Origin of the sequence: Microbacterium sp. SLBN-154 (assembly GCF_006715565.1) — a bacterium.
Classification (GTDB): Bacteria; Actinomycetota; Actinomycetes; order Actinomycetales; family Microbacteriaceae; genus Microbacterium.
In genome coordinates this window covers 1,671,013-1,696,544 of record NZ_VFNL01000001.1, presented here as the reverse complement: position 1 = coordinate 1,696,544, position 25,532 = coordinate 1,671,013, and the positions used below count along the sequence as shown (strand labels likewise).

Sequence of the window (25,532 nt, the reverse complement as noted above, 5' to 3'; positions counted from 1 at the left end):
CCATCCTACGTTCGCCGTCTCCCGGACGCTCAGGCGAGCTGGACGGTCCAGATCACCTGCATCCGCCACACCATGACCGCGACGGCGAGAGCTGCGACGCCCATGATCACCGTGCTCCACCGGCTGCGTTCCACCAGAGCCCACGCGACCCCCGCGGGCGGAAGAAGGGCCGCCGACACCAGGTAGACCCAGAACTCCAGCAGGCTGCCGCTGGGTGGGTTGCCGGCGAACGGCGCGACGATCGCGACGACGATCTGCACGATCAGCAGCACTTCGACCAGGGCCATCGCCCCGACGGTGAGGTCGCTCGGCCGACGTCCGGCAAGACCCAGGATGACGCCGAGCAGCCCCGCCGCCACGGCGACGGCGACCTGGATCAGAGTGAACCACAGGATCATCCCGCAACCTCCTCGGGCATGTTGACGACGCTCTTGATGTCATCTCCTCGGCGCTCGACGATGCCCACGAGAGCCCCGTCGGGGTCGATCGCCGCCGCGCGGGGGCCGGGAAGGGCGGAGGCGATCCCGGTCAGCCGCTTGCCGTGACGCAGGTCTCGGGCTTGCGCGGCGGTGACGCCGAGAGCGCCGAGCACGGCGGCAGCGGCCTCAGCCGGAGGCCACGGTGAGGCCTCCACCAGGTCATCGATGCCGACGGCGTCGGCGATGTGGAAGGGACCGATGCGTGTGCGGCGCAGTGCTGTGAGGTGCCCACCGACACCCAGGGCCGCTCCGAGGTCGCGGGCGAGGGAGCGGATGTAGGTGCCGCTGGAGCAGTCCACCGTCACATCGAGATCGATCACGGAGCCCGTGCGGCGCTCGTCGGTGACCTCGAGACGGCTCACCGTCACCGTCCGCGCCGCCAGCTGAACCTCCTGCCCGGCTCGGGCGAGGTCGTACGCCCGCCGTCCGTCGACCTTGATGGCGGAGTAGGTGCTCGGAATCTGGGAGATCGTGCCTCGAAGCGCCGCGAGGTGCGTCTCGATCGCGTCGGCGGTCACCCCTGAGGCATCCGCCATCTGCGTGGTCTCGCCGTCGGCGTCATCGGTCGTGGTCGTCTCGCCGAGCCGGATCGTCGCTTCGTATGTCTTGTCGAGCCCGACGACGAAGGTGAGCAGCCGCGTGGCGGCGTCGACGCCCAGCACGAGCAATCCCGTCGCCAGGGGATCGAGCGTCCCGGCATGGCCGACCTTCCGCGTCCCCCGCGCGCGTCGAGCACGGGCGACGACGTCGTGGCTGGTGATGCCGGTGGGCTTGTCGACCAGGAGGATGCCCGCCATCAGCAGGAATCCGCCCAGACGCGCCGGGGATGCCCGGGATCGGTGTTGTCGACGATCGCCGAGGCCTCGGCGCGCGGATCGGCGTCCTTCAGGTACAGCTCCTGCCCCTCGCGGTAGCGGGCATTCGAGGGCGCCCACGGGTCGGGATCGGTGCCGTCCCGCTCCGACACGCGGGCGGCGGCGACGTCGATCGGCACGTCGAGCCAGACCGACCAGTGCCAGATGCCTCGGAGCTCGGGGCGCAGGAGGAACACCCCGTCGACGATGAGCACGGCGTCGCGCGGCGCGGTGACCCACTCGGCCTCGACCGGTGCGTCACGGCGGTGGTCGAACGCCGCCAGCTGGAATCCCGTCGCGCCGCCGGTCTGGGCGCCGTCACGGAACGGTTCGATGAGCACTCGCCGGAAGGTGGCGTAGTCGAAGGAGTCGCGGTAGAACCCCTCCGGCGACGTGCGTCCGCGGGCGTACCGCTCGGTGCGGGGACGGTGGAAGCCGTCGATCGATGCCCGGAAGACCGCGGAGCCGTCCTCGGCGAAGACGGTGGCGAGATGGTCGGCGAACGTGGTCTTGCCGGCGCCGTCGATGCCGTCGACGGCGAGGATGATGCGCCCCGCGCGGTAGTGCTGGCGCACCTCATCGCGAAGCGACCGCCACAGTGTGGTGGCCGGTGTGACGGGCAACTGCATGCCTCTCAGCCTACGACCGCGCGGCCCGCGTACCGCGCGGGGCTGTCTAGGCTGATCGCCATGCCCGACCTCGCCGCGCCGCTCTCCGCGTGGTACCGCGACAACGCGCGAGACCTGCCGTGGCGACGCCCCGGCTTCCCGGCCTGGGGCACGCTGGTGTCGGAGTTCATGCTCCAGCAGACGCCGGTGAACCGCGTCATCCCGCATCTGGAAGCGTGGCTCGCGCGATGGCCCGCCCCGGCGGACCTCGCCGCCGATCCTCCGGCGGAGGCGGTACGCCAGTGGGCGAACCTCGGGTACCCGCGGCGGGCGCTCTGGCTGCACCGCGCTGCCACCGAGATTCGCGACCGGCATGGCGGGGTCGTGCCGCAGGATGTCGACGCGCTCCTCGCGCTGACCGGGATCGGGGACTACACCGCCCGCGCCGTGGCGGTGTTCGCGTACGGCCGGCGGCACCCGGTGGTGGACACCAACACTCGTCGGGTGCTGGCCCGGGCCGTCGAGGGGCGTTCCCTGCCGGGAGCGCCTGCCCGTCGTGATCTCTCCGCGATGGAGGCGATCCTCCCGCCCGACGACGCCGCCGCCGCGATCGTCAACGCCGCGGCGATGGAACTCGGTGCGACGGTCTGCACCGCGCGGACGCCTCGGTGCCCGGCCTGCCCGCTGTCAGCGCGGTGCGCGTGGCGAGCGGCGGGGTACCCCGACACGGGTGACGCGCGCCGACGCCAGGCGCGCTACGAGGGCAGCGACCGGCAGGCGCGCGGAGCGGTGCTCAAAGAGCTGCGGGATGCCGCCCACGACCTGCCTCAGCAGTCGGTCCTCGCGGACTGGCCCGACGCCCTGCAGCGCGACCGTGCGATCGACTCGCTCGTGTCGGACGGCCTCGTCGAGGCCGCCGGTGGGATGCTGCGTCTCCCGGGCCGGGTCAGTCCTCGTCCTCATCGCGGGGCTTGACGTACGGGTCGGCCTCGCCGGCGTAGGTCGCCGAGGACGCGAGCCCCGCCACCGCCTGATCGCGCTCGCGCGCCTGACGGAGGAGGTCTTCGATGTGACCGGCGTTCTCGGGGAGGGCATCGGGAATGAACTCCAACGTCGGGGTGAGACGCACGCCCAGGCCCCGGCCGACTTCGCTGCGCAGCAAGCCGGTGGCCCGACGCAGCGCCTCACCCGAAGCCAGACGCGCCTCCTCGTCGCCGAGGACGGTGTAGAACACCGAGGCGTGCTGGAGGTCGCCCGTCACCTTCACATCGGTGATCGTGACGAATCCCAACCGCGGATCGCGCAGACCCTTCTCCAGTCGCTCGGCGATCAGCACCTTGATGCGGTCCGCCAGTCGAGCCTGTCGTTCCCCAGCCATTCCGTTCCTCTTTCTCTTCCCGCTCCCCCGCGATGATCGGTGGGAGCGAAGGCGAGGGATGCCTTGTCGACAGTCGGGGCCTCGGGGTTCCCGTTGTCGACGAGGCATCCCTCGCCGCAGCGTGGCGGATCAGCCGCGCGGCTTCTCCACCATCTCCGTGGTCTCGATCTCGTCGCCGATCTGGATGTCGTTGTACTTGCCCAGTCCGATACCGGCCTCGAAGTCCGTGCGGACCTCGGTGACGTCGTCCTTGAACCGGCGCAGCGACTCGATCGCCAGGCCGTCGGCGATCACGACGCCGTCGCGGATGACCCGCGCCTTGGCGTTGCGCGTGATCGTGCCGGAGCGGACGATCACACCGGCGATGTTGCCGAACTTCGAGGAGCGGAACACCTCGCGGATCTCGGCCACACCCGACTGGACCTCTTCGTACTCCGGCTTGAGCATGCCCTTCAGCGACTGCTCGACGTCGTCGATGGCGTTGTAGATGACCGAGTAGAACCGCACGTCGACACCCTCACGCGCGGCGCGCTCGCGCGCCTTGGTGTCGGGACGGACGTTGAAGCCGATCACGATCGCGTTGTCGATCGTGGCCAGGTTGATGTCCGACTCGGTGATCGCTCCGACGCCGCGGTGGATGATGCGCAGCTGGACGCTGTCGTCGACCTCGATCTTCAGCAGCGACTCTTCCAGCGCCTCGACGGCACCGGAGACGTCACCCTTGATGATGAGGTTGAGCGACTCGACCTTGCCCTCTTCCAGAGCACGGGTGAAGTCCTCGAGCGAGATGCGCTTGCGGGCCTTCGCCAGGGCGGCGTTGCGCTCCGCAGCTTCACGCTTCTCGGCGATCTGACGGGCGGTGCGGTCTTCCTCGGTGACGATGAAGACATCGCCGGCGCGGGGAACGGAGTTGAGTCCCTGAACCTGGACGGGTCGCGAGGGATAGGCCTCCTCGACCGGCTCACCGTTCTCGTCGATCATCGCGCGGACACGGCCGTAGGCGGTGCCCGCCACGATCGCGTCGCCGACCCGGAGGGTCCCGGACTGGATCAGCACCGTCGCAACCGAACCGCGGCCCTTGTCGAGCTTGGCTTCGATGGCGACACCGCGGGCGGCCTTGTTGGGGTTGGCCGTGAGGTCGAGCCCCGCATCGGCGGTCAGCAGCACCGCGTCCAGGAGGTCCTGGATGCCGATGTTGTTGCGCGCCGACACGTCGACGAACATCACGTCGCCGCCGTACTCCTCGGCCACCAGACCGTACTCGGTGAGCTGCTGACGGACCTTGGCCGGGTTCGCCTCGGGCTTGTCGATCTTGTTCACCGCGACCACGATCGGCACGTTCGCCGCCTGCGCGTGGTTCAGGGCCTCCACCGTCTGCGGCATGATGCCGTCGTCGGCGGCGACCACGAGGATCGCGAGGTCGGTCACCTGCGCACCACGGGCACGCATGGCGGTGAACGCCTCGTGACCCGGCGTGTCGATGAAGGTGACGGCGCGCTCGATGCCGTCGTGCTCGGTCCACACCTGGTAGGCACCGATGTGCTGGGTGATGCCACCGGCCTCACCGGCGACCACATTGGTCTGACGGATGGCGTCGAGCAGTCGCGTCTTACCGTGGTCGACGTGACCCATGACGGTCACGACCGGGGGACGGATCTCCAGGTCCTCTTCGCTCTCGGCCTCGAGTTCCGCATCGAGGTCGAGACCGAAGCCCTCCAGGAGCTCCTTGTCCTCGTCCTCGGGCGAGACCATCTGGATCTTGTAGCCCAGCTCCTCGCCGAGCACCTCGAAGGTGGCTTCGTCGAGCGACTCGGTGGCCGTGGCCATCTCACCGAGGTTGAACAGGATCGTCACGAGCGTTCCGGGCTGGACGGTGTAACCGCGCAGGGCCTCGAGCTTGTCCGCGAAGTCGGCGATCGAAGCGCCGCGGCGCAGGCGGATGATCTCGCCGTTGCCCTTCTGGACGTTGATGCCGCCGACGACCGGCGCCGACCGCATCTCGAATTCCTGCCGCTTCGCCCGACGCGACTTGCGCTGCTTGGACTTCCCGCCGCCCTTGCCGAAGGCGCCGGCGGTACCACCACCGGGGCCTCGACCGCGACCACCGCCGCCACCGGGCCGACCGGCGAATCCGCCGCCGGCGGGAGCACCGGGACGGAACCCGCCGCCACCGGCACCGCCGGGACGACCGGCGCCACCGGGACGCTGCTGGAAGGGCGCACCGGGACGGCCGCCACCACCCGGACGACCGGCGCCACCGGGGCGCGGCGCGCCGGGGCGGGGCGCACCCGGACGCGGGGCCTGCGGCCGCGGAATGTTACCGGGGGTCGGGCGCTGACCCATCCCCTGCTGCGAGGAGAAGGGGTTGTTGCCCGGACGCGGACCGGCAGGGCGCTGACCCATCCCCTGCTGCGAGGAGAAGGGGTTGTTGCCCGGACGCGGTGCACCCGGACGCGGGGCACTGCCACCCGGCCGAGGCGCGGGCGGGGTCGGTGCCGCCGGGGAAGGCGCGGGAGCGGAAGAGGCCGGAGCCTCCGGCGCGGCGGCGGCGGGACGCTCGGCCGCGGGGGCCGGGGCACCCGGAGCCGCAGGACGCGGCGACGACTGCGGAGCAGCGGGGGCCGCGGGCGCCGGAGCGGCAGGCGCGGGCGCCGACGGCTTGGCCGAGGTCGCGGGACGTGAGGGGCCGGGCCGACCCGCCGGGCGGGCGGGCGCGGTCTTGGTGTCGCCGGCCGCGGGGGCCGGGGCACCGTCCGCCTGCAGAGCAGCGCGGAGCTTGCGAGCCACGGGGGGCTCGATGGTCGACGAGGGGCTCTTGACGAACTCGCCGAGTTCCTTCAGCTTGGCCAGAGCGACCTTGCTGTCGACGCCGAGTTCGGAAGCGATCTCGTGCACGCGTGGTTTGGCAGCCACAAATTCTCCTGTCTGGGCCCACCCAGACAGGGCAGGCCGTTAGTCGCGGACGGGTCTCATTTCGAGCCGTTCACTTTTTTTCCATAGCCGTTCAGCCGTTTCTCGAGGGCTTTCGTGTCAGGCGCACCTGACACCCGCAATGCGCGAATGAATGCACGGCGCCGCACCGCGGCATCCACGCACTCCTGTGTGTCGTGAACCCACGCGCCCCGCCCCGGCATCGACGCGCGCTCATCGAAGACGAGAACAGAATCGACCGCCACCACTCTCAAAAGGGTGGCCCGGGGAGCACGCGCGCGGCATCCGACGCACATTCGTACGGGTTCCATGGTACACCTCGCCGGGCCTCGGCCCGGTGCGGGATCAGCCCTCTTCCAGGATCGAGTCCGGCTGGATGTCGATTTTCGCGCCCGTCAGCTTCGCCGCGAGACGTGCGTTCTGACCCTCCTTGCCGATGGCCAGCGACAGCTGGTAGTCGGGAACGAGCGCGCGGACGGCCTTGCTGTTCGAATCGAGGATGAAGCTGGAGGTCACCTTCGCCGGTGAGAGGGCGTTCGCGACGAACTTCGCCAGCTCGCCGTCCCAGTCGACGATGTCGATCTTCTCGCCGCCGAGTTCTTCGGTCACGGCCCGCACACGTCGACCGAGTTCGCCGATGCACGCGCCTTTGGCGTTGACCGTCGGGTCGATGGCTTTGACCGCGATCTTCGTGCGGTGTCCCGCCTCCCGCGCGAGGGAGACGATCTCGACCAGTCCGTCGGCGATCTCGGGCACCTCGAGGGCGAAGAGCTTGCGGACGAGCCCCGGGTGGGTCCGCGACACCGTGATCGAGGGCCCCTTGGTGCCCTTCGACACCGAGGTGACGTAGACGCGAAGACGCGCGCCGTGGGCGTAGTCCTCGCCGGGAACCTGCTCCTCAGGAGGCAGGATCGCCTCGACGGTGCCGAGGTCGACGTGCACCATGCGCGGATTCGGCCCCTGCTGCACGACGCCCGCGACGATGTCGCCCTCCTTGCCGCGGAACTCCCCCAGCACCGCGTCGTCGGCGATGTCGCGCAGGCGCTGACTGATGACCTGCTTCGCGGCAAAGGCCGCGATGCGGCCGAAGTCGTCGGGAGTGGTCTCCTCCTCGCCGATGATCGCGCCCTCATCGTCGGTGAGAGGAAGGTAGATCGCCACGTGACCGGTCTTACGGTCGATCTGCGCGCGAGCCCCCTGCGGCAGCTCGCCGGTGGCCGAGGAGTGCTTGGCGTAGGCGGTCAGAATCGCCTGCTCGATGATGCGCAGCAGTTCGTCGAAGGGAATCTCCTTCTCCCGCTCGATGGTGCGCAGCAATCCGAGATCGATGTCCACGATGCCCTCTCCTCTATTCAGCTCTCTCCGGCGTCCAGCCGCTCCGGAATCCTTCCTACGGTACCCGATGGGCCGCCCGCGGGTGTCGGTCCGTCACCGCGCGCAGTCGTCGCGATCGAGCTCGCGCAGCTGGAACCGCTCATCGCTCCACCGAACGAGCACCGGCAGGAACCGCGAGCCGGGCAACAGGATCTGAAGGTGCTCGTAGTCGTCGTACACCAGTGTCCGCACGCGGTTGTCGGCGGCGCAGGAACGCGCGACGAAGTCCTCCTGGAGGGCAGGGGGGATCACCTCGTCGGCGCTCCCCCACGCCAGCAGGACCGGCACCTCCCACGGGCCGGATGCGGCATTGGCCCGCAGGCGCTCGCCGAGCGGCCCCGCGGTGAGGTCGCTGGCGTACAGCGGATTGTCGGCCGAGACCCCCAGAGCGGTGGCGACCGAGACCACCACCCCGGGTTCGCTCGGGCAGCGCTGCGTCATCTCGCGGACGATGGGCGCGGCGCCCGGAGCGAGGTACCGCGACAGCTCCACGTCATCGTAGGTGTCGGAATAGGGCACGAGGACCCAGGAGATGAGGATCGCCAGAAGAGCGTTCGGCTCGCCGGAGATGAGCTCTTCGGCCAGCTCGGCCGGCTCCGCCGCCGGGGCGAGGGCCGCCACGCCCAGGACGTCGACGTCGGGGGCGTAGTCGTCGGCGATCTGAGCCGCCCAGAGGGCGGCGTGGCCGCCCTGGGAATGCCCCCACGCCATCGTCCGCTTGGACAGGATCAGCCCGTCGATCTCGCGCGCAGCCAGAACCGCGTCCAGCGACGACCTCGCCTCGCCGGTGCCGATGAGATACGGAAAGACACCGGGGGCGCCCTGTCCGGAGTAATCGGTGGAGACCACCACCCAGCCCTTCGCCAGGGCGTCCTCCAGAGCCGGGATCGCCCACCGCGTGGCGGCGTCGTCGCGGAGGCTGGGCGCGCACCCGCGCGCGACGCCGGTCGTGCCGTGATGCCACATCACGACCGGTCGGGCACCCCGCGGCGGGTCCACCGGTGAGATCACGAGGCCGCTCGCGACGGCCGGCTGCCCCGCGGCATCCCTCGTGGTGTACAGGATCCGCGTGACCTCCCCGCCCGCGGGGGCACGACCGGAGTAATCGTCCGCGCGGATCAGCCGCCCGTGTTCGTAGGGCACGACCTCGGGTGGGGTGTAGAACGCGTCGACGACGGGGGCACCGTCCTGCAGCCACTCGTTGACCCACCAGCCGCCGGCGCTGACCGCCACGAGAAGCAGCGAGAGGGCGTACCGCCCGACCGCCTGCCACCCGCGCAGCCGTCGCGACTCCCGGGCCGAGCCGTCGGCGGACGCGCGCGCACGCGAGGTCAGCGCCGCCTGGCGGACGACCCGCAGGAGCTGGGTCGCCCCGAAGACGATGGTGCGCAGGCCGAAGACCACGGCGACGACGAGGACGGTGACGTCAGGCCAGGTGACCGAGAGGATGGCGAAGACGATCTGGCTCGCGCCCCACGTCGCCGAGAGCACACGCTCGCTCGCGCGGCCGCGCATCACGGCGTCGGCGAGGGACGTCAGGCCCCCCACGAACAGCAGCACGGCGATCGCCGCAGGAAGGATCTGCAGGGCGCCGCGGAGGCCGAGAAGGATGCCGAGCCCGAGGGCCACCCAGACGATCGCCAGTACGCGCGAGAGCCATCGCGGTTCCCTCGGGCGGACGATCTCGGCGATGCCGGTGGCGACGGCGCTGAGCGCGACGTAGATCGCCAGGAGCACGAGGGAGGTGAGCGGCCGCGTGACGACGAGGAGGCCCAGCAGCAGGGCGCCCGCCCCGATCACCACCGACACCCACGGCGGCGCGTGGGTGGCGAAATGCGCGAGCGTTCGCCACCGGACGCGGCGCGGGTTCGGGTGTGCGCTCACCCGGGCCAGCCTATTCGCCTCCGATGGGAGGAGCCTCGGACGTCGGCGGCGGAGCGGGCGTGGTCGCACGACCACGACGTCGCCCGCCATACTTTGCGGATGGATGATGTCAACGCCTGGCTCCTCACCTGGGGCGACCACCTGTGGACCTGGGTCGTGCTGCCCGTGGTGGTGCTGCTCGGGCTCTACTTCACACTCCGGTCGGGGGTGGTGCAGTTCCGTCTCATCCCCGAGATGTTCCGCACTCTCACCGATCGCACGCCTCGCACCGAGAGCGGCGCCCCGCAGTCGGTGTCGGCTTTCCAGGCGTTCACGATCTCGGCTGCCTCGCGTGTGGGAGTGGGCAACATCGCCGGCGTCGGCACCGCGATCGCGATCGGCGGACCCGGGGCGGTGTTCTGGATGTGGCTCATGGCGTTCGTGGGCGGCGCCTTGAGCTTCATCGAATCCTCGCTCGCGCAGCTGTTCAAGGTGCGCGACAAGGACGGGTTCCGCGGCGGGCCCGCCTACTACATGGAGCGCGGCCTCAAGGCGCGATGGCTGGGCATCTGGTTCGCGGTCATCCTCATCGTGTGCTTCCCGTTCGCCTTCAGCTCCCTGCAGGCCAACACCATCTCCGCCACCCTCGTCGCCACGATCGGCGACGGCTCCCCCGGGTGGCTCCCCTGGCTCGTCGGCGGCGTGGTCGCGGTGCTGACGGGGCTGGTGGTGTTCGGGGGCGTCCGCCGTATCGCTTCGGTGACGCAGCTCCTCGTGCCCATCATGGCGCTGACCTACCTGCTGCTCGGCCTGATCGTCGTGGCGGTCAACATCGAGCGGGTGCCGGAGGTGTTCGCGCAGATCTTCACCCAGGCCTTCGGCTTCAACGAGGTGGTCGGCGCCGCCTTCGGCTACATCGTGCTGACCGGGGTGAAGCGGGGCATGTTCTCCAACGAGGCGGGCCTCGGATCGGCTCCCAACGCCGGCGCGAGCGCCGCGGTGACGCACCCCGTCAAGCAGGGACTCGTGCAGACCCTCGGCGTCTACTTCGACACCTTCCTGGTGTGCTCGATCACGGCGTTCATCATCCTCGTCTCCGTGCCCGATCTCGCCGGCGCGCAGCGCGGCATCGATCTCACGCAGGGCGCGCTGGTGTCCACCCTGGGCTCCTGGTCGAGCGTGGTGTTGAGCGTGGTCATCTTCCTGCTGGCGTTCTCGTCGATCCTCGGCAACTACTACTACGGCGAATCGAACATCGAGTTCATCAATCCGGCGCCGTGGCTGCTCGCCTGCTATCGCACCCTCGTCGTCGTCGCCGTCCTGGTGGGATCGGTCGTCGGGGCCGACCTCGTGTGGAACTTCGCCGACGGCGTCATGGGCCTCATGGCCCTCACCAACCTCATCGCCATCGGTCTGCTGTCAGGCATCGCCTTCAAGCTCCTGAAGGACTACACCCAGCAGCGCAGGGAGGGCCGCGACCCCGTCTTCACCCGCGACCGCCTCCCGGAGGTCACCGGCATCTCGGTGTGGGAGGACGAGCTCTCGGTCACCGGCCCCATCGACCTCCCCACCCGTACCCGGCAGAGCCGCAAGCACCGCGACCACCTCCACACCCCCGCGCCACGGCCCTGATGACTCCTCGACCCGGTCACGTCGGCGCCTCCCGCGTGGCTACGCTGGGGTGATGGGGGCGGCGACCGGAGCCCGGAACGCAGCACGCGCCGTCGAGGACGCCGAGTGGTTCCGGGTTCTCGCGCGCTCGGGCTACGTCGCGAACGGGGTCGTGCATCTCATCCTGGGCGTGCTGACGCTGGCGGTCGCCGTGGGCTCGGATGGCGCCAGTGACCAGACGGTGGTCTTCAAAGCCATCGCGGCGGCGCCGCTCGGTTTCGCCGCGCTGTGGGCGCTGACGGTGGGACTGTCCGCCCTGGGCCTGTGGCAGCTCGTGCAGAGCGTTCTGATGCGCCGCCGAGGTGATGAGATGCTCCTGGCCGTGTGGGGCCGTCGCCTCGGCGCGTGGGGACAGGCCGTGATCTTCCTTGCTCTGGGACTGATCGCCGCGGCTGTCGCGCTCGGCGCCCGCCCCGACGCCGAGGAGGCCGCCGAGGACCTCAGCTCGGTGCTCCTGGACATCTGGGGCGGCGCAGTGGTGCTCGGACTCACCGGCCTCGGCGTCGGAATCGGCGGCATCGCGTTCATCGTGATGGGCGTACGACGGAGCTTCGAGAACCGGATGACGCTGCCGGACGGACGGCTCGGCACCACGATCCGGGTGCTCGGGATCGTCGGGTTCGTCGCCAAGGGGGTCGCGCTCGCGACCGTCGGGATCCTGCTGCTCGTCGCGACCGTGACCGCCGACGCGGACGTCGCGGGTGGTCTGGACGGCGCGGTGCAGGCACTCTTCCGCCTCGCCCTCGGTCCGTCGCTCGTGGCCGCCGTCGGTGTCGGGCTGCTCTGCTACGGCGTGTTCAGCATGTTCCGCGCGCGGTACGCGCGACTCACCTGGCGGTGAGCCGCTCGATCGCGGCCTCGACGCCCATGACCTGGCGCTCGCCCGTCGCGCGATCCCACAGCTCGACATCGCCGGAAGCGGCGTCGCGTCCCGCGATGACGATGCGGGGCACGCCGACGAGCTCGGCATCGGCGAACTTCACCCCGGGAGAGACCTTCGGCCGGTCGTCGTAGAGCACGTCGCGACCCGTGGCCTCCAGGCGTGCGGCGATGTCCTCGGCGAGCGCGTACGCCGCGGCATCCTTCCCCGTCGCCACCACGTGCACGTCGAACGGCGAGACCGACGCGGGCCAGATCAGGCCCCTGTCGTCGTTGTTCAGCTCGGCGAGGATGGCGAGGATCCGCGTGACGCCGATGCCGTACGAGCCCATCGTGACGGTGACGAGCTTGCCGTTCTCGTCGAGCACTTTCAATCCGAGGGTCTCGGCGAAGAACCGGCCGAGCTGGAAGACGTGGCCGATCTCCATGCCCCGCGCCAGCGACACCGGTCCAGACCCGTCGGGGGCGGGGTCACCGGCGCGCACCGAGGCGACATCCACCACACCGTCGCCGACGAAATCGCGACCCGCGACAAGCGAGTGCACGTGCTTCTCATGGATGTTGGCCCCGGTGATCCAGCTGGTGCCGTCCACGACGCGGGGATCCAGCAGGTATCGGATGCCGCTGGCCGACTCCTCACCCAGGATCGGCCCGGTCTCGGACCACGGTCCGATGTACCCGCGGACGAGCTGCGGGTTCCGCTCGAAGTCGGCGTCGGTGGCGGCCTCGACCTCTGCAGGGGCGAAGGCGACCTCGACGCGCTTGTCGTCGATGTCCCGGTCGCCCGGCACCCCCACCACGACGAGCTCTCGCGTTCCGTCGAGGTGAGTGAGGGCGAGCACCACGTTCTTCAGCGTGTGCGCCGCGGTCCACTGGGTCGCGTCGGCGGTCGCCGGCCCCGCGATTCCCGGCACCGGCGCGGCGAGATGGGCGTTGGCGTGGTCGACGAGCGTCTGGATCGTCGGGGTGTCGGGTGAGTCGAAGATCACCGGGGCGGAGAGCCCATCGATCGGCAGCGGCGCCGGCGGGATCGTCTCGAATGCCTCGACGTTGGCGGCGTATCCGCCCTCCGAGCGCACGAAGGTGTCCTCGCCGACCGCGGTGGGGTGCAGGAACTCCTCGCTGCGGGCGCCGCCCATCAGCCCGTTGTCGGCCTGCACGATGACGTACTCCAGCCCCAGGCGCTGGAAGATCCGCTCGTACGCGTCGCGCTGGGCCTGATACGAGACGTCGAGACCCTCGTCGGTGTAGTCGAAGGAGTAGGCGTCCTTCATGGTGAACTCGCGGCCGCGCAGGAGGCCGGCGCGCGGGCGGGCCTCGTCGCGGTACTTGTCCTGGATCTGGTAGATCGACAGCGGAAGGTCCTTGTACGAGGAGTAGAGGTCCTTCACCAGCAGCGTGAAGAGTTCCTCGTGCGTGGGCGCCAGCAGGTAGTCGGCGTCCTTCCGGTCCTTCAGACGGAAGATCCCGTCGCCGTACGCCTCCCAGCGACCGGAGTCCCGGTACGGATCGGCGGGGACCAGGGCGGGGAAGTGCACCTCGTAGGCCCCGATCGCAGACATCTCCTCGCGGATGATGTTCTCGATGCGGGCCTTCACGCGCAGGCCCAGGGGCAGCCAGGCGAAGATCCCGGGCGCCTGCCGCCGGATGTACCCGGCGCGGACGAGCAGGCGGTGACTGGTCACCTCAGCGTCGGCGGGGTCTTCGCGGAGCGTGCGGAGGAAGAAGTGCGAGAGACGGGTGACCACGAGCGACAAGTCTAGGGCGGGAGGGCGATCGTCCGAGCTCGGATGCGAGAATGCAATATATTGCGAGCAGTCCCCGTGGACGTCCTGACGAAAGGCGCACCGTGAAGCTTCACGAATTCCCCCGGCATCCGCTCACCTTCGGACCGAGCCCGCTCCAGCCCCTGAAACGACTGACGAAGCACCTCGGCGGTGCGGAGATCTGGGCCAAACGCGAGGACGTCTCCAGCGGCTTGGCGTTCGGCGGCAACAAGATCCGGAAGCTCGAGTACATCGTCCCCGACGTGCTGGCCTCGGGCGCCGACACCCTCGTCTCGATCGGCGGGTACCAGTCCAATCACACCCGGCAGGTCGCCGCGGTCGCCGCGCACCTGGGCCTGAAGGCCCGGCTGGTCCAGGAGAAGTGGGTCCCGTGGGATGACTCGGTGAACGACAAGGTCGGGAACATCCTGCTCTCCCGCATGATGGGCGCCGACTCGCGCCTGGACGACGCGGGGTTCGACATCGGCATTCGCGACTCGTGGAAGCAGGCGCTGGCCGAGGTGGAGGCCGGCGGCGGCACCCCCTACCCGATCCCGGCGGGCGCGTCCGAACATCGGCTCGGCGGGCTCGGTTTCGCGAACTGGGCCTTCGAGGTCGCCGAGCAGGAGAAGGCGCTCGGGGTGTTCTTCGACACGATCATCGTCTGCACGGTCACGGGGTCCACCCACGCGGGGATGATCGCCGGGTTCGCGGCTCTGGAGGAGCTGACCGGCGTCCGCCGACGGGTCATCGGCATCGACGCTTCCGCGACGATCGAGAAGACGCGCGACCAGGTGACGCGGATCGCCCGGAACACCGCAGAACTGATCGAACTCGGCCGCGACCTCCGGGACGACGAGATCCAGGTGCTCGAGGGCTGGGCCGGCGACCTGTACGGCATCCCGGTCGACTCGACCATGGAGGCCATGTCTCTCGGGGCCCAGCTCGAAGCGATGATCACCGACCCGGTCTACGAGGGGAAATCTCTCGCAGGGCTCATCGATCTCGTGAAGAGCGGCGACATCCCCGCGTCATCCACCGTTCTCTACGCCCACCTCGGCGGCCAGCCGGCGATCAACGCTTACCACGCGCTCTGGAGCTGAGACTGCCGGGCTGCTCCCGCCCCCGGCACCGCCGCGCACGCCGCCCGCGTCAGCTCGTGACGACCTGCGCGGTCCCGAGGGGGGCGTCGGGACCCATCTCGTCGGCGATGCGGTTGGCCTCCTCGATCAGGGTGGCGACGATCTCGGACTCGGGGACGGTCTTGATGACCTGGCCCTTGACGAAGATCTGACCCTTCCCGTTGCCGGACGCGACGCCGAGGTCGGCCTCGCGGGCCTCGCCCGGACCGTTGACGACGCAGCCCATGACGGCGACGCGCAGCGGCACGGTCATGTCCTTCAGGCCCTCGGTGACGTTGTCGGCGAGGGAGTAGACGTCAACCTGCGCGCGTCCGCACGACGGGCAGGAGACGATCTCGAGCTTGCGCTCGCGGAGGTTGAGCGACTGCAGGATCTGGTGCCCCACCTTGACCTCTTCGGCCGGAGGCGCCGAGAGCGAGACGCGGATCGTGTCGCCGATCCCCTCCCCCAGCAGGATGCCGAAGGCCGTCGCGCTCTTGATCGTGCCCTGGAAGGCAGGGCCGGCCTCGGTCACGCCGAGGTGCAAGGGCCAGTCGCCCCGCTCGGCGAGCAGGCGGTAGGCCTTCACCATGACGACGGGGTCGTTGTGCTTGACCGAGATCTTGAAGTCGTGGAAGTCGTGCTCTTCGAACAGCGACGCCTCCCAGACGGCGCTCTCCACGAGCGCCTCCGGCGTCGCCTTGCCGTACTTCTCCAGCAGGCGGGGGTCGAGCGACCCCGCGTTCACGCCGATGCGCAGCGACACTCCGGCGTCTTTCGCCGCCTTGGCGATCGCGCCGACCTGGTCGTCGAACTTCCGGATGTTGCCGGGGTTGACCCGAACAGCGCCGCAGCCCGCGTCGATCGCCTGGAAGACGTACTTCGGCTGGAAGTGGATGTCGGCGATGACCGGGATCTGACTCTTCTTGGCGATGATGTGCAGCACATCGGCGTCGTCCTGCGACGGCACCGCCACACGCACGATCTCGCAGCCGGATGCCGTCAGTTCGGCGATCTGCTGGAGTGTGGCGTTGATGTTGGTCGTCGGCGTCGTCGTCATGGACTGGACGCTCACGGGGGCATCCCCGCCGACCAGCACTTTTCCGACGCGGATCTGCCGAGTCTTGCGGCGGGGGGCGAGGACCTCGGGCACACGAGGCATACCGATGTTCACAGCAGGCACGGATTCAGCCTACGCCGCGCGCGTGCGCCCGGGCGGGAAAAGCCGCCCTCCCGCGGTGTCGGGATGCCGGTGTGGTAGGTTCGCCGCATGTTGGCGCACTGGTGGCTCACCGCGTAGGCGGTGGTGTTCGCGCGACATCCGACCGCCTCCGGGCGGTCTTCTTCGTAGGGTGACCGCCCCCTGACGAAAGACCGAGATGACCGGCTTCCCCCACGACCTGTTCGCCGAGCTCGCCCAGGGCGCCCTGCCCTTCGCCCTCATCGCCCGCGACGCCGAGACCGTGGAGCTGCTGACCGGCGACGTCGTCGACGTCGACCTCCTCGCCGACATTCCGCTGACCGACGCCTCAGGCATCCCTCACGAGGTGCTCGCCCTCGTGCCCTTCCGCCAGGTTCGCGAGCGCGGCTTCGCGTGCCACGACGACGGCGCTCCCCTGAGGTGCCTCGTCGTCTCGGACCGCACCGTGATCTCTCGAGCGGAGGCGCTCGCCGAGCTGCCGAGTGCGCCCGTCGCTCTGCGGGACGCCCGCTTCGACATCGACGACGAGGCGTATGCCGACATCGTCCGCCGCGTGATCGCCGATGAGATCGGCCGCGGCGAGGGAGCGAACTTCGTCATCCGGCGCGACTTCACCGCCGCCGTCGACGCCGACCCGATCACCGCCGCACTGACATGGTTCCGGGCCCTCCTCGAATACGAGCGCGGCGCCTATTGGACCTTCGCCGTGGTGACCCCCGGCCACGTCGCCGTCGGCGCGAGCCCCGAGGCCCATGTCAGCGCCCGCGACGGCGTGGTGACGATGAATCCCATCTCCGGGACGTTCCGCCACCCCGAGGGCGGTGCCACCGTCGAGACGCTCACCGAGTTCCTGAGATCGACCAAGGAGACCGAGGAGCTCTTCATGGTCGTGGACGAGGAGCTGAAGATGATGAGCGCGGTGTGCTCCGACGGGGGACGCATCACGGGCCCGCACCTGAAGGAGATGTCGCGCCTCACCCACACCGAGTACGTTCTGCGCGGACGCAGCCGGCTGGATCCGCGGGAGATCCTCCGCGAGACCATGTTCGCGCCCACGGTGACCGGCTCCCCCATGCAGAACGCCTGCACCGTGATCACCCGCCACGAGACCTCGCCCCGCGGCTACTACTCCGGGGTCGCCGCGCTCTTCACCCCGCGGACCGACGTCGTCCTCGAGGGGGAGTCCACGCACGACCTCGACGCGCCGATCCTCATCCGTACGGCCTACCTCGCCGGCGGGCGCCTGCGCGTCCCGGTCGGTGCGACGCTGGTGCGTCACTCCGATCCGTACGGCGAGGTGGGCGAGACCCACGGCAAGGCCGCCGGGGTTCTCGGCGCGATCGGGGCGATCCCGCGCGATCGCCCGGCCCCGGCCGTGCTGCCGGTCGCCGCCGCGATCGAGGAGACGATCGATGAGGATGCCCCCGCGGCCGCTGCGCGACCGCTGGGATCCGACCCGGAGATCGCCTCGCTCCTGTCCTCGCGCAACGCCCGTCTGGCCGCCTTCTGGCTGAACCCGCAGGCGGCCCCCGAGGGCGGGGGGCCTTTCGCGAGCCGCTCGGCGATCGTCGTCGATGCCGAGGATCGGTTCACCACGATGCTGGCCCATCAGCTGCGCCACCTCGGTCTCGACGTCGAGATCGTGCCGTGGGACCGGGTCACGGACGAGCAGGTCGATGCCGCCGAGCTGGTCATCTCGGGCCCAGGTCCGGGAGATCCGCGCGACCCGTCGACGCCGCGGATGCGGCGGATGCGCGAGGTCGTCGCCCGACGACGCGCTCACGGCCGCCCCCTGGTGGCGGTGTGCCTGAGCCACCAGATCCTCGCCGACGGCCTGGGCATCGACCTCGTTCCGCTCGATCAGCCCCATCAGGGGCTGCAGAAGACGGTAGACGTGTTCGGCGAGCCCGCATCCATCGGGTTCTACAACACCTTCACCGCGCGGGTCCCCGCCGGGACCACCCGGCTCGACGCGGCCGGGGCGGTCGAGGCCGAGGTGGCCGCCGACCCCACCACCGGCGACGTCTTCGCCCTTCGCGGGCCCGGCTTCGCCTCCATCCAGGGGCACCTCGAGTCGATCCTGTCCAGAGACGGGATGCTGACGCTCGAGCGTCTGGTCGCCGCCGCGCTGTCGCCCGTCACCGCCTGAGCACCGCCTGACGGCGCCCGGTCAGCCGAAGAGCGAGATCGGGTTCAGGATGTCGGCGAGGATCAGCGTGCCGCCCATCACCAGGAGGGCGATGAACACCACGAAGGTAACCGGGACGAGCTTGGTCGCGTCGACCGGCTTCGGCGGCGGACGACGGAACAGTTTCGCCCATGCCCGCTTGATGCCATCCCAGAGGGCCACCACCACGTGGCCGCCGTCGAGAGGGAGCAACGGAAGCAGGTTGAAGGCGAACAGCGCGACGTTCAGCGATGCCAGCAGCGACAGGAACCCCGCCACCCGGTTGAGGATCGGCGCCTCGGCGGCGGCGACTTCTCCGGCCAGCACGCCGACGCCGACGACACTGAGGGGCCCGTTGGGGTCGCGCTCCTCGCCCGTGAAGAGGGTCGTGGCGGTGTCGTAGATGCGCACCGGAAGCTGCCAGATCACTGTGGCGACGGCGCCGACGTTCTCGAATGCGAACTGCGGACCGGCCCAGATCGGCTGCTGGACGTAGGCCGTGGATGGGGCGATGCCGGCGAAGCCCACCTGCTCGGTGACAGGGTTGCCCGCGGCATCCGTGACCGGCCTTCCGGTGTCGTCGTAGACGTCGCGTTCGGCGATGGTGGGGACGAGCTGAAGCGTCCGCTCTTCCTCGCCGCGCTCCACCACCACCGACAGCGTCTCGCCCGGGGACGAACGGATGATCTCCGACGCTTCGGCGAAGGTCGAGATCGAGGTTCCGTCGATCGAGACGATCTCATCCCCCGGCTCGAAACCGGCCGCGGCCGCGGGTGCGGCCGGATCGGAGGGTTCGCACACCGTGCGCTCCGCCGAGGCGGGGATGACGCACTCGTTGACGGTCTGGACCGTGGTGGTCGAGGTCTGCACGCCGATGCCCGAGAGCAGAATCGCGAAGAGCACGATCGCGAACAGGAAGTTCATGATCGGTCCGCCCAGCATGACGACGATGCGCTTCCACACCGGCAGTTTGTAGAACACCCGGCGGTCGTCGTCGCCGTCGAGGGTCTCGTCATTGGCCGCGCGCGCGTCCTGCACCATGGTGGCGAAGAATCCGCCGCCGGCCCGGCCGCCGCGCTCAGCGCTCTTGGGCGAGGGCGGGTACATGCCCGCCATCGAGATGTATCCGCCGAGCGGGATGGCCTTGACACCGTATTCGGTCTCGCCGATCCGGCGCGACCACAAAGTCGGCCCGAAGCCGATCATGTACTGACCGACGCGAACCCCGAAGCGTTTGGCGGGCCAGAGGTGCCCGAGCTCATGGAGGGCGATGGAAACGGCGAGCCCGACGACCATCAGGGCGATGCCGATGACGAATGCAAGGACCTCCACGCCACTCACGCTATACCCGGGTTCTTTGAGTCCGCCGTGGGTGCACGGAAGCAGCCCTGATCATCGCGGCGCGCGGTCAGAAGGGGGCGACGGTGAGTCCGCCGTCGTCGGTGGGGACGAAGGCGACGCGTGAGGGTGGGTGGCTGTCGTAGGTCTTCCCGCCGGGGCTGGTGAAGGTGAGGATGCCGCCGGGAAGTTGCTCTACGTGCCAGTTCGTGGCGTGCTTGAGCGTGTGGTGTCTGACGCATTCGTTGCAGAGGTTGTCGTTGGAGGTTGGTCCGCCTAACGCGAAGTCCCTGGAGTGGTCTTTGTCGCAGTGTTTCGCGGGCCTTCGGCAGCCGGGTGTTCGGCAGGTGACGTCCCTAGCGTTGAGGAAGCGGGTCTGGGCTGGATGAGGGGTGTACCTGTCGACCGCGGTCACGACCCCGGTGATGGGGTCGGTCATGACCCGGTCCCACACCCTCGCCGTCCCCGCCATCCGGCGGGCCGTTTCCGGGTCGACCGGGGTGACTCCGTTCAACTCCGCCCCCGACCCGGTGACCCCGGTGAGGGTGGTGATCGGGAGGGTGATCTGCACCTCGGCGGTGATGGCGCCGAGCCCGCCGGTGGTGGGGTCGGTGGGGTCGATCACCGGGGATCCGGTGAGGAGCATGTCCAGGGCGAGGTCGCAGCGGATCTCATCGAGGATCCGGTCATCGAACCACGGCTCGGCGTCACCATCTGCGGCACTGGTGCCATCTCCACCACCACCACCGCCGCCGCTGCCGTCAGCCGCCTTCTCCCTCTCGGCCTGTGCGGCCGCGTACGCACGCCGCTTCTCCCAATCCACGTTCTTAATCGTGGTGCCCTGCCCGGTCAGTCGGTTGTACGCACCGTGGATATAGACGTTCGTACCGAGGATCGTGAGGGCCGACATCGCATCATCCAGGTCCGTCACCCACACCCGCCGTTCCCGCACAGCCCGGTCATGTCGCTCCTGCAACGGCCGTGGATCCATTGCCGCCGCACGTTGGATGGCGTACTTCTTCGTCCGCGGTACGGTCTGCCGTTCGGCTTCGACGAGCACGATGCGTTCGTACGCCGCCCGGTCTGTGGCATCCTCGATCACCCGCCCCGCGTCTTGGATCACCTGCGCATGCGCCCGCGTCACCCGCCCCTCCACGAGTGCTTCCATCGTCTGCGGGAACAACGCGACCAGCTCGTGCGCGTCGTGCATCTGGGTCTGCATCGACCGGTCGTTCACCCTGACCGCCATCCCCAGTTCCAGGGCCATCGACCGCAGCGGCATGTCGCGTTCCCGCGATGACACCGACCCGATTCGTGACCGCTGCTCGAGCGTCAACGCGTACGCGTCCGCCAGCAGCCGGGCCTTTTTCGCCGCAAGCTTCGCCTCCGCCCGCTGCAGCTTGATCAGCTCATCCGCGAACAGCCCGGCGCGCTTGTCCTCCGCCCGCCGCCGCTTCTCGTTCGCGTCCACTGCAATCCCCGTCTCGATGACCTACCCACATCATCGCAGGGGGTTCCGACATTGACGATAACATCGACATCCTTCTACCGAATCTTTGTTCCCCTGCCGCAGTCGAGGGCGGCCTGCCGTCACGAGGTCGCTTCTCGCACGTCGTAGCCTGAGATCGCCTGCATGATCCTGCTTCCCGAAGGACGCCCGTGAGCCCCCGTCACCTTCGCGCCGGCCGAGCCGTCGCAGCCGCCACGACGGCGACGGTGATCGCGGGCACCTCGCACACGCTCGCCGCGGAGGGACCGCCACCGATCATCCTGCTCCTGGCGGCGACCGTGCTCGCGACGCCGGTCACCCTGCTCCTGATCGGCCGCCGACTGAGCTTCGGGCGGACACTCGCCACCGTCGCGGCCGCGCAGGCGATCTATCACCTCGCCTTCGCACTCGTCGCGCCAGGCGCCACTTCGGGGTCCGTCTCCGCTGCGGGGCACCTCCACCACGTGCCGCTCCCTCTCGCCGAAGGCGCCGTAGCAGCCGTTCCTGACGCCCCGATGCTCGGCGCGCACGCCCTCGCGGCCATCATCACCGCCCTCCTGCTCCACCGCGGGGAGCGGATGCTGCACGCCCTGGGCTGCGGGGTGCGCGCCCTCCTCGCCAGGGCGCGTCCGGCGCTGCCTCCGCTTCGCGCCGCGATGCCTCACTTCGCCATCGACGGGCCGGCATGGACGGTGCGCCCCCGACCGGCATCGGGCTGTTCCTCCCGGGGTCCCCCGGCACTCGTCGCGGCCGTCTGAAGCCGCGCCGACCCTGCACACCGGCGCTCGGTTCGAGCGCCGGTGATCCGAGCGTGCCCGCCGATCCCGGCGGTACGCCGTCGACCCCGATCTGTGAAGGAAGAAAAACGCATGGCCACTCCCGTTTCCCGCCGCACCCACCTGGCGACAGCCGGCTCCCTCGTCGGCATCGCACTCGCTCTCGCGGTGCCCCTCGCCGCTTCGGCGCACGTCGGAGTATCCCCCGACGTCGCCCCGGCCGGCACCCGAACAACGCTGCAGTTCTCGTTCTCCCACGGCTGCGACGACTCTCCCACCACGGCCCTGGCCGTGGACATCCCCGATGAGGTCACGACCGTCACGCCGGTAACGACCGGCGAGTGGGTGATCGCTCGGGACCTGGGCGCCGACGGCGTTCCGACCCGCGTGACGTTCACCGCCGACGCGCCCGTCGAGAGCGGGCTGCGCGCCACGATCGCCCTCGATGTGACCTTCGCGGAAAGCTCGGTCGGTACCTCTGTCGCCTTCCCCGTCGAGCAGCGATGCATCGTCGGCTCGACCGCCTGGAACGAGGTGACCGAAGCCGGCGCAGAGGAGCCGGCGCATCCCGCTCCCATCGTTGCGATATCGGCTGCCGACGCACACGAGGCGGTGACGGCGAGTGGCGGGCACGGCGACGCGCACAGCCATTCCGACTCGGACGCCCCGTCGACCTCGGCGGCGGCGGAGTCCGCCGGCGGGGACGATCCCGTCGCCCGCGGTCTCGCTGCCGCGAGTCTCGCGACCGGTGTCGGGGCCCTCGTCGTCGCGTTCTGGCGCCGACGCGCGCGGGCCTGAGCCGGCGGGGTCACGGTTCGGCCGAAGCCGGGTGAGAGGATGGAGGCGCCATGCCGACGGATGACGCTCCCCACCTGCCCCCCGTGCTTCGGCCGGACCACCCGCCCGTGCACCGTGTGGGCGACCTCGCTCACCGCTTCGCTCGCCGCATCAGCGGCGACCCCGCCGAGCTGACCCTCACCGGGGTGACCCTGGCGACCGCAGATCTGCGACCGGGCGATGTCTTCGTCGCCGTCCGCGGGGTGAATCGTCACGGCGCCGAGTTCGCCGGCGATGCCGCAGAACGCGGCGCGGTGGCGGTCGTGACCGACGAGGCCGGTGAAGCACTCGCCGCGGCATCCGGTCTCCCCGTCCTCGTCGTCGACGACCCGCGCGCCCTGCTCGGCGCCATCTCGGCGTGGGTCTACGGCACCGGGCGCGACGACGACCTGCCCCTGCTGTTCGGCACCACCGGCACGAACGGCAAGACGAGTGTGTCGCACCTACTGGAGGGCATGCTCGATCAGCTCGGCGTCGTCACGGGGCTCTCCTCGACGGCGGAGCGGCACATCGCCGGGCAGGTGGTGGTTTCCCGCCTGACCACCCCCGAGGCCTACGAGATGCACGCATTGCTGGCGCTCATGCGCGAACGAGGCGTGCAGGCCGTGGCGGTCGAGGTGAGCGCGCAGGCGCTGAGTCGTCGCCGCGTCGACGGCATCGTCTTCGATGTCGCCGGGTTCACCAACCTCAGCCACGACCACCTCGACGACTACGCCGACATGGCCGAGTACCTCGAGGCGAAGCTGCCGCTCTTCACCGCCGAGCGCGCCCGCCGCGCCGTGGTCTCCCTCGATTCATCCGCCGGTGTGGACGTCGTCGCGCGATCGGAGGTACCGACCCTCACCGTCGGGACCCCCGCGATCGCCGTGGACCCCGAGGCCGCGGCGCGGGCCGACTGGGTCGTCGAGATCGTCAAGGAGCGCCAGCAGGGCACGCGGTTCCGACTGTCGTCGAAAGACGGACGGATGCTGGAGACCGTCGTCCCGGTCATCGGCCAGCACATGGCCGCCAATGCCGGTCTCGCCATCGTCATGCTCCTCGAGGGTGGCTACGCGTGGGACGACCTCGTCGCGGCGTTCACCCGCGACGGCGGAATCCGGGCGTATCTGCCCGGACGCACCGAACTCGTCTCGGGTGAGCGCGGACCGGCGGTCTTCGTCGACTTCGGCCACTCCCCCGACGCCTTCGAGAAGACCCTCGCCGCGGTGCGGCACGTCACTCCGGGCCGCGTGCTGATGCTCGTCGGCGCGGACGGCGACCGCGACGCCACGAAGCGGCTGGACATGGGACGCACCGCCGCCGAGGGCAGCGACATCCTGGTCGTCACCGACCACCACCCGCGTCACGAGGACCCCGACTCGATCCGGGCCATCCTCATCGAGGGAGCGCGCCGGGCGAAGCCCGACGCCGAGATCCACGAGTACTCCCCACCGGAGCGGGCCATCCGCGAGGCCGTCGCGCTGGTCGGGGAGGGTGATGCCATCCTGTGGGCCGGCCCCGGGCACCAGGACTACCGTGACATCCGCGGCGTGCGCACTCCCTATTCCGCGCGGGAACTCGCCCGGCGGGCTCTCGCCGCCCGCGGCTGGCCCGTTCCCGAGCCCCGGTGGCCGGTGCCGTACCCGGAGGACAGCACACCGTCATCCGATCCCCTTCGCCCGGCCTGAGACAGGCCGCGCGAAGGCCCTCAGCGCGCGGCGATCCGCTCGTCGGCGACGCGCCGTGCCCAGCTCTCGGCGTCGGCCAGTGATGCCCGTGTGAGAGCGGCGGGGGCCTCATGACGGTCGACGACGTCGGCGACGAGGTCGACGATGTCGAGGAACCGGAGTCGACCCTCGTGGAAGGCGTCGACGGCCTGCTCGTTCGCCGCGTTGAACACGGCGGGGTAGGTGGCCCCCGCCTTCCCGACCCGCTTGGCCAGACGCACCGCAGGGAAGGCATCCTCGTCGAGCGGCTCGAAGGTCCACTGAGTCGCCCGGGTCCAGTCGATCGGCGCGCCGACACCGGCCACGCGCTGCGGCCAGTCCAGGCCCAGCGAGATCGGAAGGCGCATGTCGGGGGGTGACGCCTGTGCGATGGTCGACCCGTCGACAAATTCGACCATGGAGTGCACCACCGACTGGGGGTGGACGACGACGTCGATCGCGTCGTAGGGCACACCGAACAGCAGGTGCGCCTCGATGACCTCGAGCCCCTTGTTCACCAGCGTGGCGGAATTCGTCGTCACGACCCGGCCCATGTCCCACGTGGGATGGGCCAGGGCCTGCGCCGGAGTGACGTCGGCGAGCTCCGATCGGGAGTGCCCGCGGAAGGGTCCACCCGAAGCGGTGAGCACCAGGCGGCGCACTTCCTCGTGGGTGCCGGCGCGAAGCGCCTGGGCGATCGCGGAGTGCTCGGAGTCCACAGGGACGATCTGCCCCGGTGCAGCGAGCGCGGTGACGAGCTCACCGCCCACGATCAGCGATTCCTTGTTCGCCAGCGCCAGGGTACGACCGGTCTCGAGCGCGGCGAGAGTCGGCCCGAGCCCCACCGACCCCGTGATGCCGTTGAGCACGACATCCGCCTCGACGTCACGGACGAGCTGCTCCGCCTCGACGGCACCGAGCGCGCACGCAGTCTCGGAGACCCCGAACCGCGCCGCTTGCGCAGTCAGCTCGTCGCGGCGGCTCCCCGCCGCGAGACCCGCCACCTCGAAGCGGTCGGGATTGGCTGCGATGACCTCGAGGGCCTGCGTGCCGATGGAGCCGGTGGAGCCGAGGACGAGGATGCGTCGCATCCGGTCAGCCTATCCGCGCTCCTC

General features: G+C 70.1%; 21 protein-coding genes. 8 read left to right on the top strand and 13 right to left on the bottom strand.

Features of this window, described 5'->3' with window-relative positions; genetic code table 11:
• Positions 1-29 precede the first annotated feature (29 nt).
• From FBY40_RS08230 to FBY40_RS08220, 3 genes are read right to left on the bottom strand one after another with little or no spacing between them, the layout of a single operon-like run.
• Entirely contained in the window at positions 30-398 is a 369-nt protein-coding gene (locus FBY40_RS08230) for a hypothetical protein (RefSeq protein WP_141937902.1), read from the bottom strand.
• Entirely contained in the window at positions 395-1,276 is an 882-nt protein-coding gene (gene truB, locus FBY40_RS08225) for a tRNA pseudouridine(55) synthase TruB (protein WP_141937900.1), read from the bottom strand. The genes FBY40_RS08230 and truB overlap by 4 nt, the downstream gene beginning before the upstream one ends.
• Positions 1,276-1,962, bottom strand: coding sequence for a uridine kinase (locus tag FBY40_RS08220; RefSeq protein WP_141937898.1), 687 nt, complete (start codon positions 1,960-1,962; stop codon positions 1,276-1,278). The genes truB and FBY40_RS08220 overlap by 1 nt, the downstream gene beginning before the upstream one ends.
• A 60-nt stretch (positions 1,963-2,022) precedes the next feature.
• On the opposite strand from FBY40_RS08220, the gene FBY40_RS08215 reads away from it, so the two are divergent.
• On the top strand, positions 2,023-2,916 hold the full coding sequence (locus tag FBY40_RS08215) for an A/G-specific adenine glycosylase (protein ID WP_141937896.1): 894 nt from the start codon (positions 2,023-2,025) through the stop codon (positions 2,914-2,916).
• Here the strand turns inward: FBY40_RS08215 and rbfA are convergent.
• From rbfA to FBY40_RS08190, 5 genes are all read right to left on the bottom strand, one after another.
• Complete coding sequence (rbfA, locus tag FBY40_RS08210) at positions 2,888-3,319, bottom strand: 30S ribosome-binding factor RbfA (RefSeq protein ID WP_141937893.1); 432 nt, start codon at positions 3,317-3,319, stop codon at positions 2,888-2,890. The two genes, FBY40_RS08215 and rbfA, sit on opposite strands and share 29 nt — an antisense overlap.
• A 129-nt stretch (positions 3,320-3,448) precedes the next feature.
• Positions 3,449-6,232, bottom strand: a complete 2,784-nt coding sequence (gene infB, locus FBY40_RS08205) for a translation initiation factor IF-2 (protein WP_235014703.1) — start codon at positions 6,230-6,232, stop codon at positions 3,449-3,451.
• A 56-nt stretch (positions 6,233-6,288) separates the two neighbouring features.
• Entirely contained in the window at positions 6,289-6,546 is a 258-nt protein-coding gene (locus FBY40_RS08200) for a YlxR family protein (protein ID WP_257021357.1), read from the bottom strand.
• Between the two features lie 49 nt (positions 6,547-6,595).
• Positions 6,596-7,585 carry a transcription termination factor NusA gene (gene nusA / locus FBY40_RS08195; protein ID WP_141937891.1) on the bottom strand — a complete coding sequence of 330 codons (990 nt, stop codon included), beginning with the start codon at positions 7,583-7,585 and terminating at the stop codon, positions 6,596-6,598.
• Positions 7,586-7,678: 93 nt separating this feature from the next.
• The gene (locus FBY40_RS08190) at positions 7,679-9,508 is read right to left on the bottom strand and encodes a lipase family protein (protein ID WP_235014699.1); all 1,830 of its coding nucleotides are present in this window, start codon (positions 9,506-9,508) and stop codon (positions 7,679-7,681) included.
• Positions 9,509-9,607: 99 nt separating this feature from the next.
• On the opposite strand from FBY40_RS08190, the gene FBY40_RS08185 reads away from it, so the two are divergent.
• Together FBY40_RS08185 and FBY40_RS08180 are read left to right on the top strand one after the other, a co-directional pair.
• Entirely contained in the window at positions 9,608-11,119 is a 1,512-nt protein-coding gene (locus FBY40_RS08185) for an alanine/glycine:cation symporter family protein (protein ID WP_141937888.1), read from the top strand.
• 52 nt (positions 11,120-11,171) lie between these two features.
• Complete coding sequence (locus FBY40_RS08180) at positions 11,172-11,999, top strand: DUF1206 domain-containing protein (protein ID WP_141937886.1); 828 nt, start codon at positions 11,172-11,174, stop codon at positions 11,997-11,999.
• Here FBY40_RS08180 and FBY40_RS08175 read toward each other — a convergent pair.
• Complete coding sequence (locus FBY40_RS08175) at positions 11,986-13,785, bottom strand: proline--tRNA ligase (protein WP_141937884.1); 1,800 nt, start codon at positions 13,783-13,785, stop codon at positions 11,986-11,988. The two genes, FBY40_RS08180 and FBY40_RS08175, sit on opposite strands and share 14 nt — an antisense overlap.
• A gap of 101 nt (positions 13,786-13,886) precedes the next feature.
• On the opposite strand from FBY40_RS08175, the gene FBY40_RS08170 reads away from it, so the two are divergent.
• Positions 13,887-14,906 (top strand): 1-aminocyclopropane-1-carboxylate deaminase, encoded by a 1,020-nt coding sequence (locus tag FBY40_RS08170; protein ID WP_141937882.1) that lies wholly within the window; start codon positions 13,887-13,889, stop codon positions 14,904-14,906.
• Between the two features lie 49 nt (positions 14,907-14,955).
• Here the strand turns inward: FBY40_RS08170 and ispG are convergent, their stop codons facing one another.
• On the bottom strand, positions 14,956-16,107 hold the full coding sequence (ispG, locus tag FBY40_RS08165; protein WP_200829956.1) for a flavodoxin-dependent (E)-4-hydroxy-3-methylbut-2-enyl-diphosphate synthase: 1,152 nt from the start codon (positions 16,105-16,107) through the stop codon (positions 14,956-14,958).
• Positions 16,108-16,303: 196 nt separating this feature from the next.
• On the opposite strand from ispG, the gene FBY40_RS08160 reads away from it, so the two are divergent.
• Positions 16,304-18,274, top strand: coding sequence for an anthranilate synthase family protein (locus tag FBY40_RS08160; protein ID WP_141937880.1), 1,971 nt, complete (start codon positions 16,304-16,306; stop codon positions 18,272-18,274).
• Positions 18,275-18,295: 21 nt separating this feature from the next.
• Here FBY40_RS08160 and FBY40_RS08155 read toward each other — a convergent pair whose 3' ends face one another.
• A complete protein-coding gene (locus FBY40_RS08155) occupies positions 18,296-19,624 on the bottom strand; it encodes a M50 family metallopeptidase (protein ID WP_141937878.1) in 1,329 nt (442 codons plus the stop codon).
• Positions 19,625-19,700: 76 nt separating this feature from the next.
• Positions 19,701-21,101, bottom strand: coding sequence for an HNH endonuclease signature motif containing protein (locus FBY40_RS08150; RefSeq protein ID WP_141937875.1), 1,401 nt, complete (start codon positions 21,099-21,101; stop codon positions 19,701-19,703).
• Positions 21,102-21,289: 188 nt separating this feature from the next.
• Between FBY40_RS08150 and FBY40_RS08145 the strand changes: the two genes are divergently transcribed.
• The 3 genes from FBY40_RS08145 to FBY40_RS08135 all read left to right on the top strand — a co-directional run bounded on the left by FBY40_RS08145 (position 21,290) and on the right by FBY40_RS08135 (position 24,399).
• Entirely contained in the window at positions 21,290-21,877 is a 588-nt protein-coding gene (locus FBY40_RS08145) for a hypothetical protein (protein WP_141937874.1), read from the top strand.
• 111 nt (positions 21,878-21,988) lie between these two features.
• Positions 21,989-22,693 (top strand): DUF1775 domain-containing protein, encoded by a 705-nt coding sequence (locus FBY40_RS08140; RefSeq protein WP_141937871.1) that lies wholly within the window; start codon positions 21,989-21,991, stop codon positions 22,691-22,693.
• Between the two features lie 50 nt (positions 22,694-22,743).
• Complete coding sequence (locus FBY40_RS08135) at positions 22,744-24,399, top strand: Mur ligase family protein (RefSeq protein ID WP_200829955.1); 1,656 nt, start codon at positions 22,744-22,746, stop codon at positions 24,397-24,399.
• A gap of 20 nt (positions 24,400-24,419) precedes the next feature.
• Here FBY40_RS08135 and dxr read toward each other — a convergent pair whose 3' ends face one another.
• The gene (dxr, locus tag FBY40_RS08130; RefSeq protein ID WP_141937869.1) at positions 24,420-25,508 is read right to left on the bottom strand and encodes a 1-deoxy-D-xylulose-5-phosphate reductoisomerase; all 1,089 of its coding nucleotides are present in this window, start codon (positions 25,506-25,508) and stop codon (positions 24,420-24,422) included.
• Positions 25,509-25,532 lie beyond the last annotated feature (24 nt).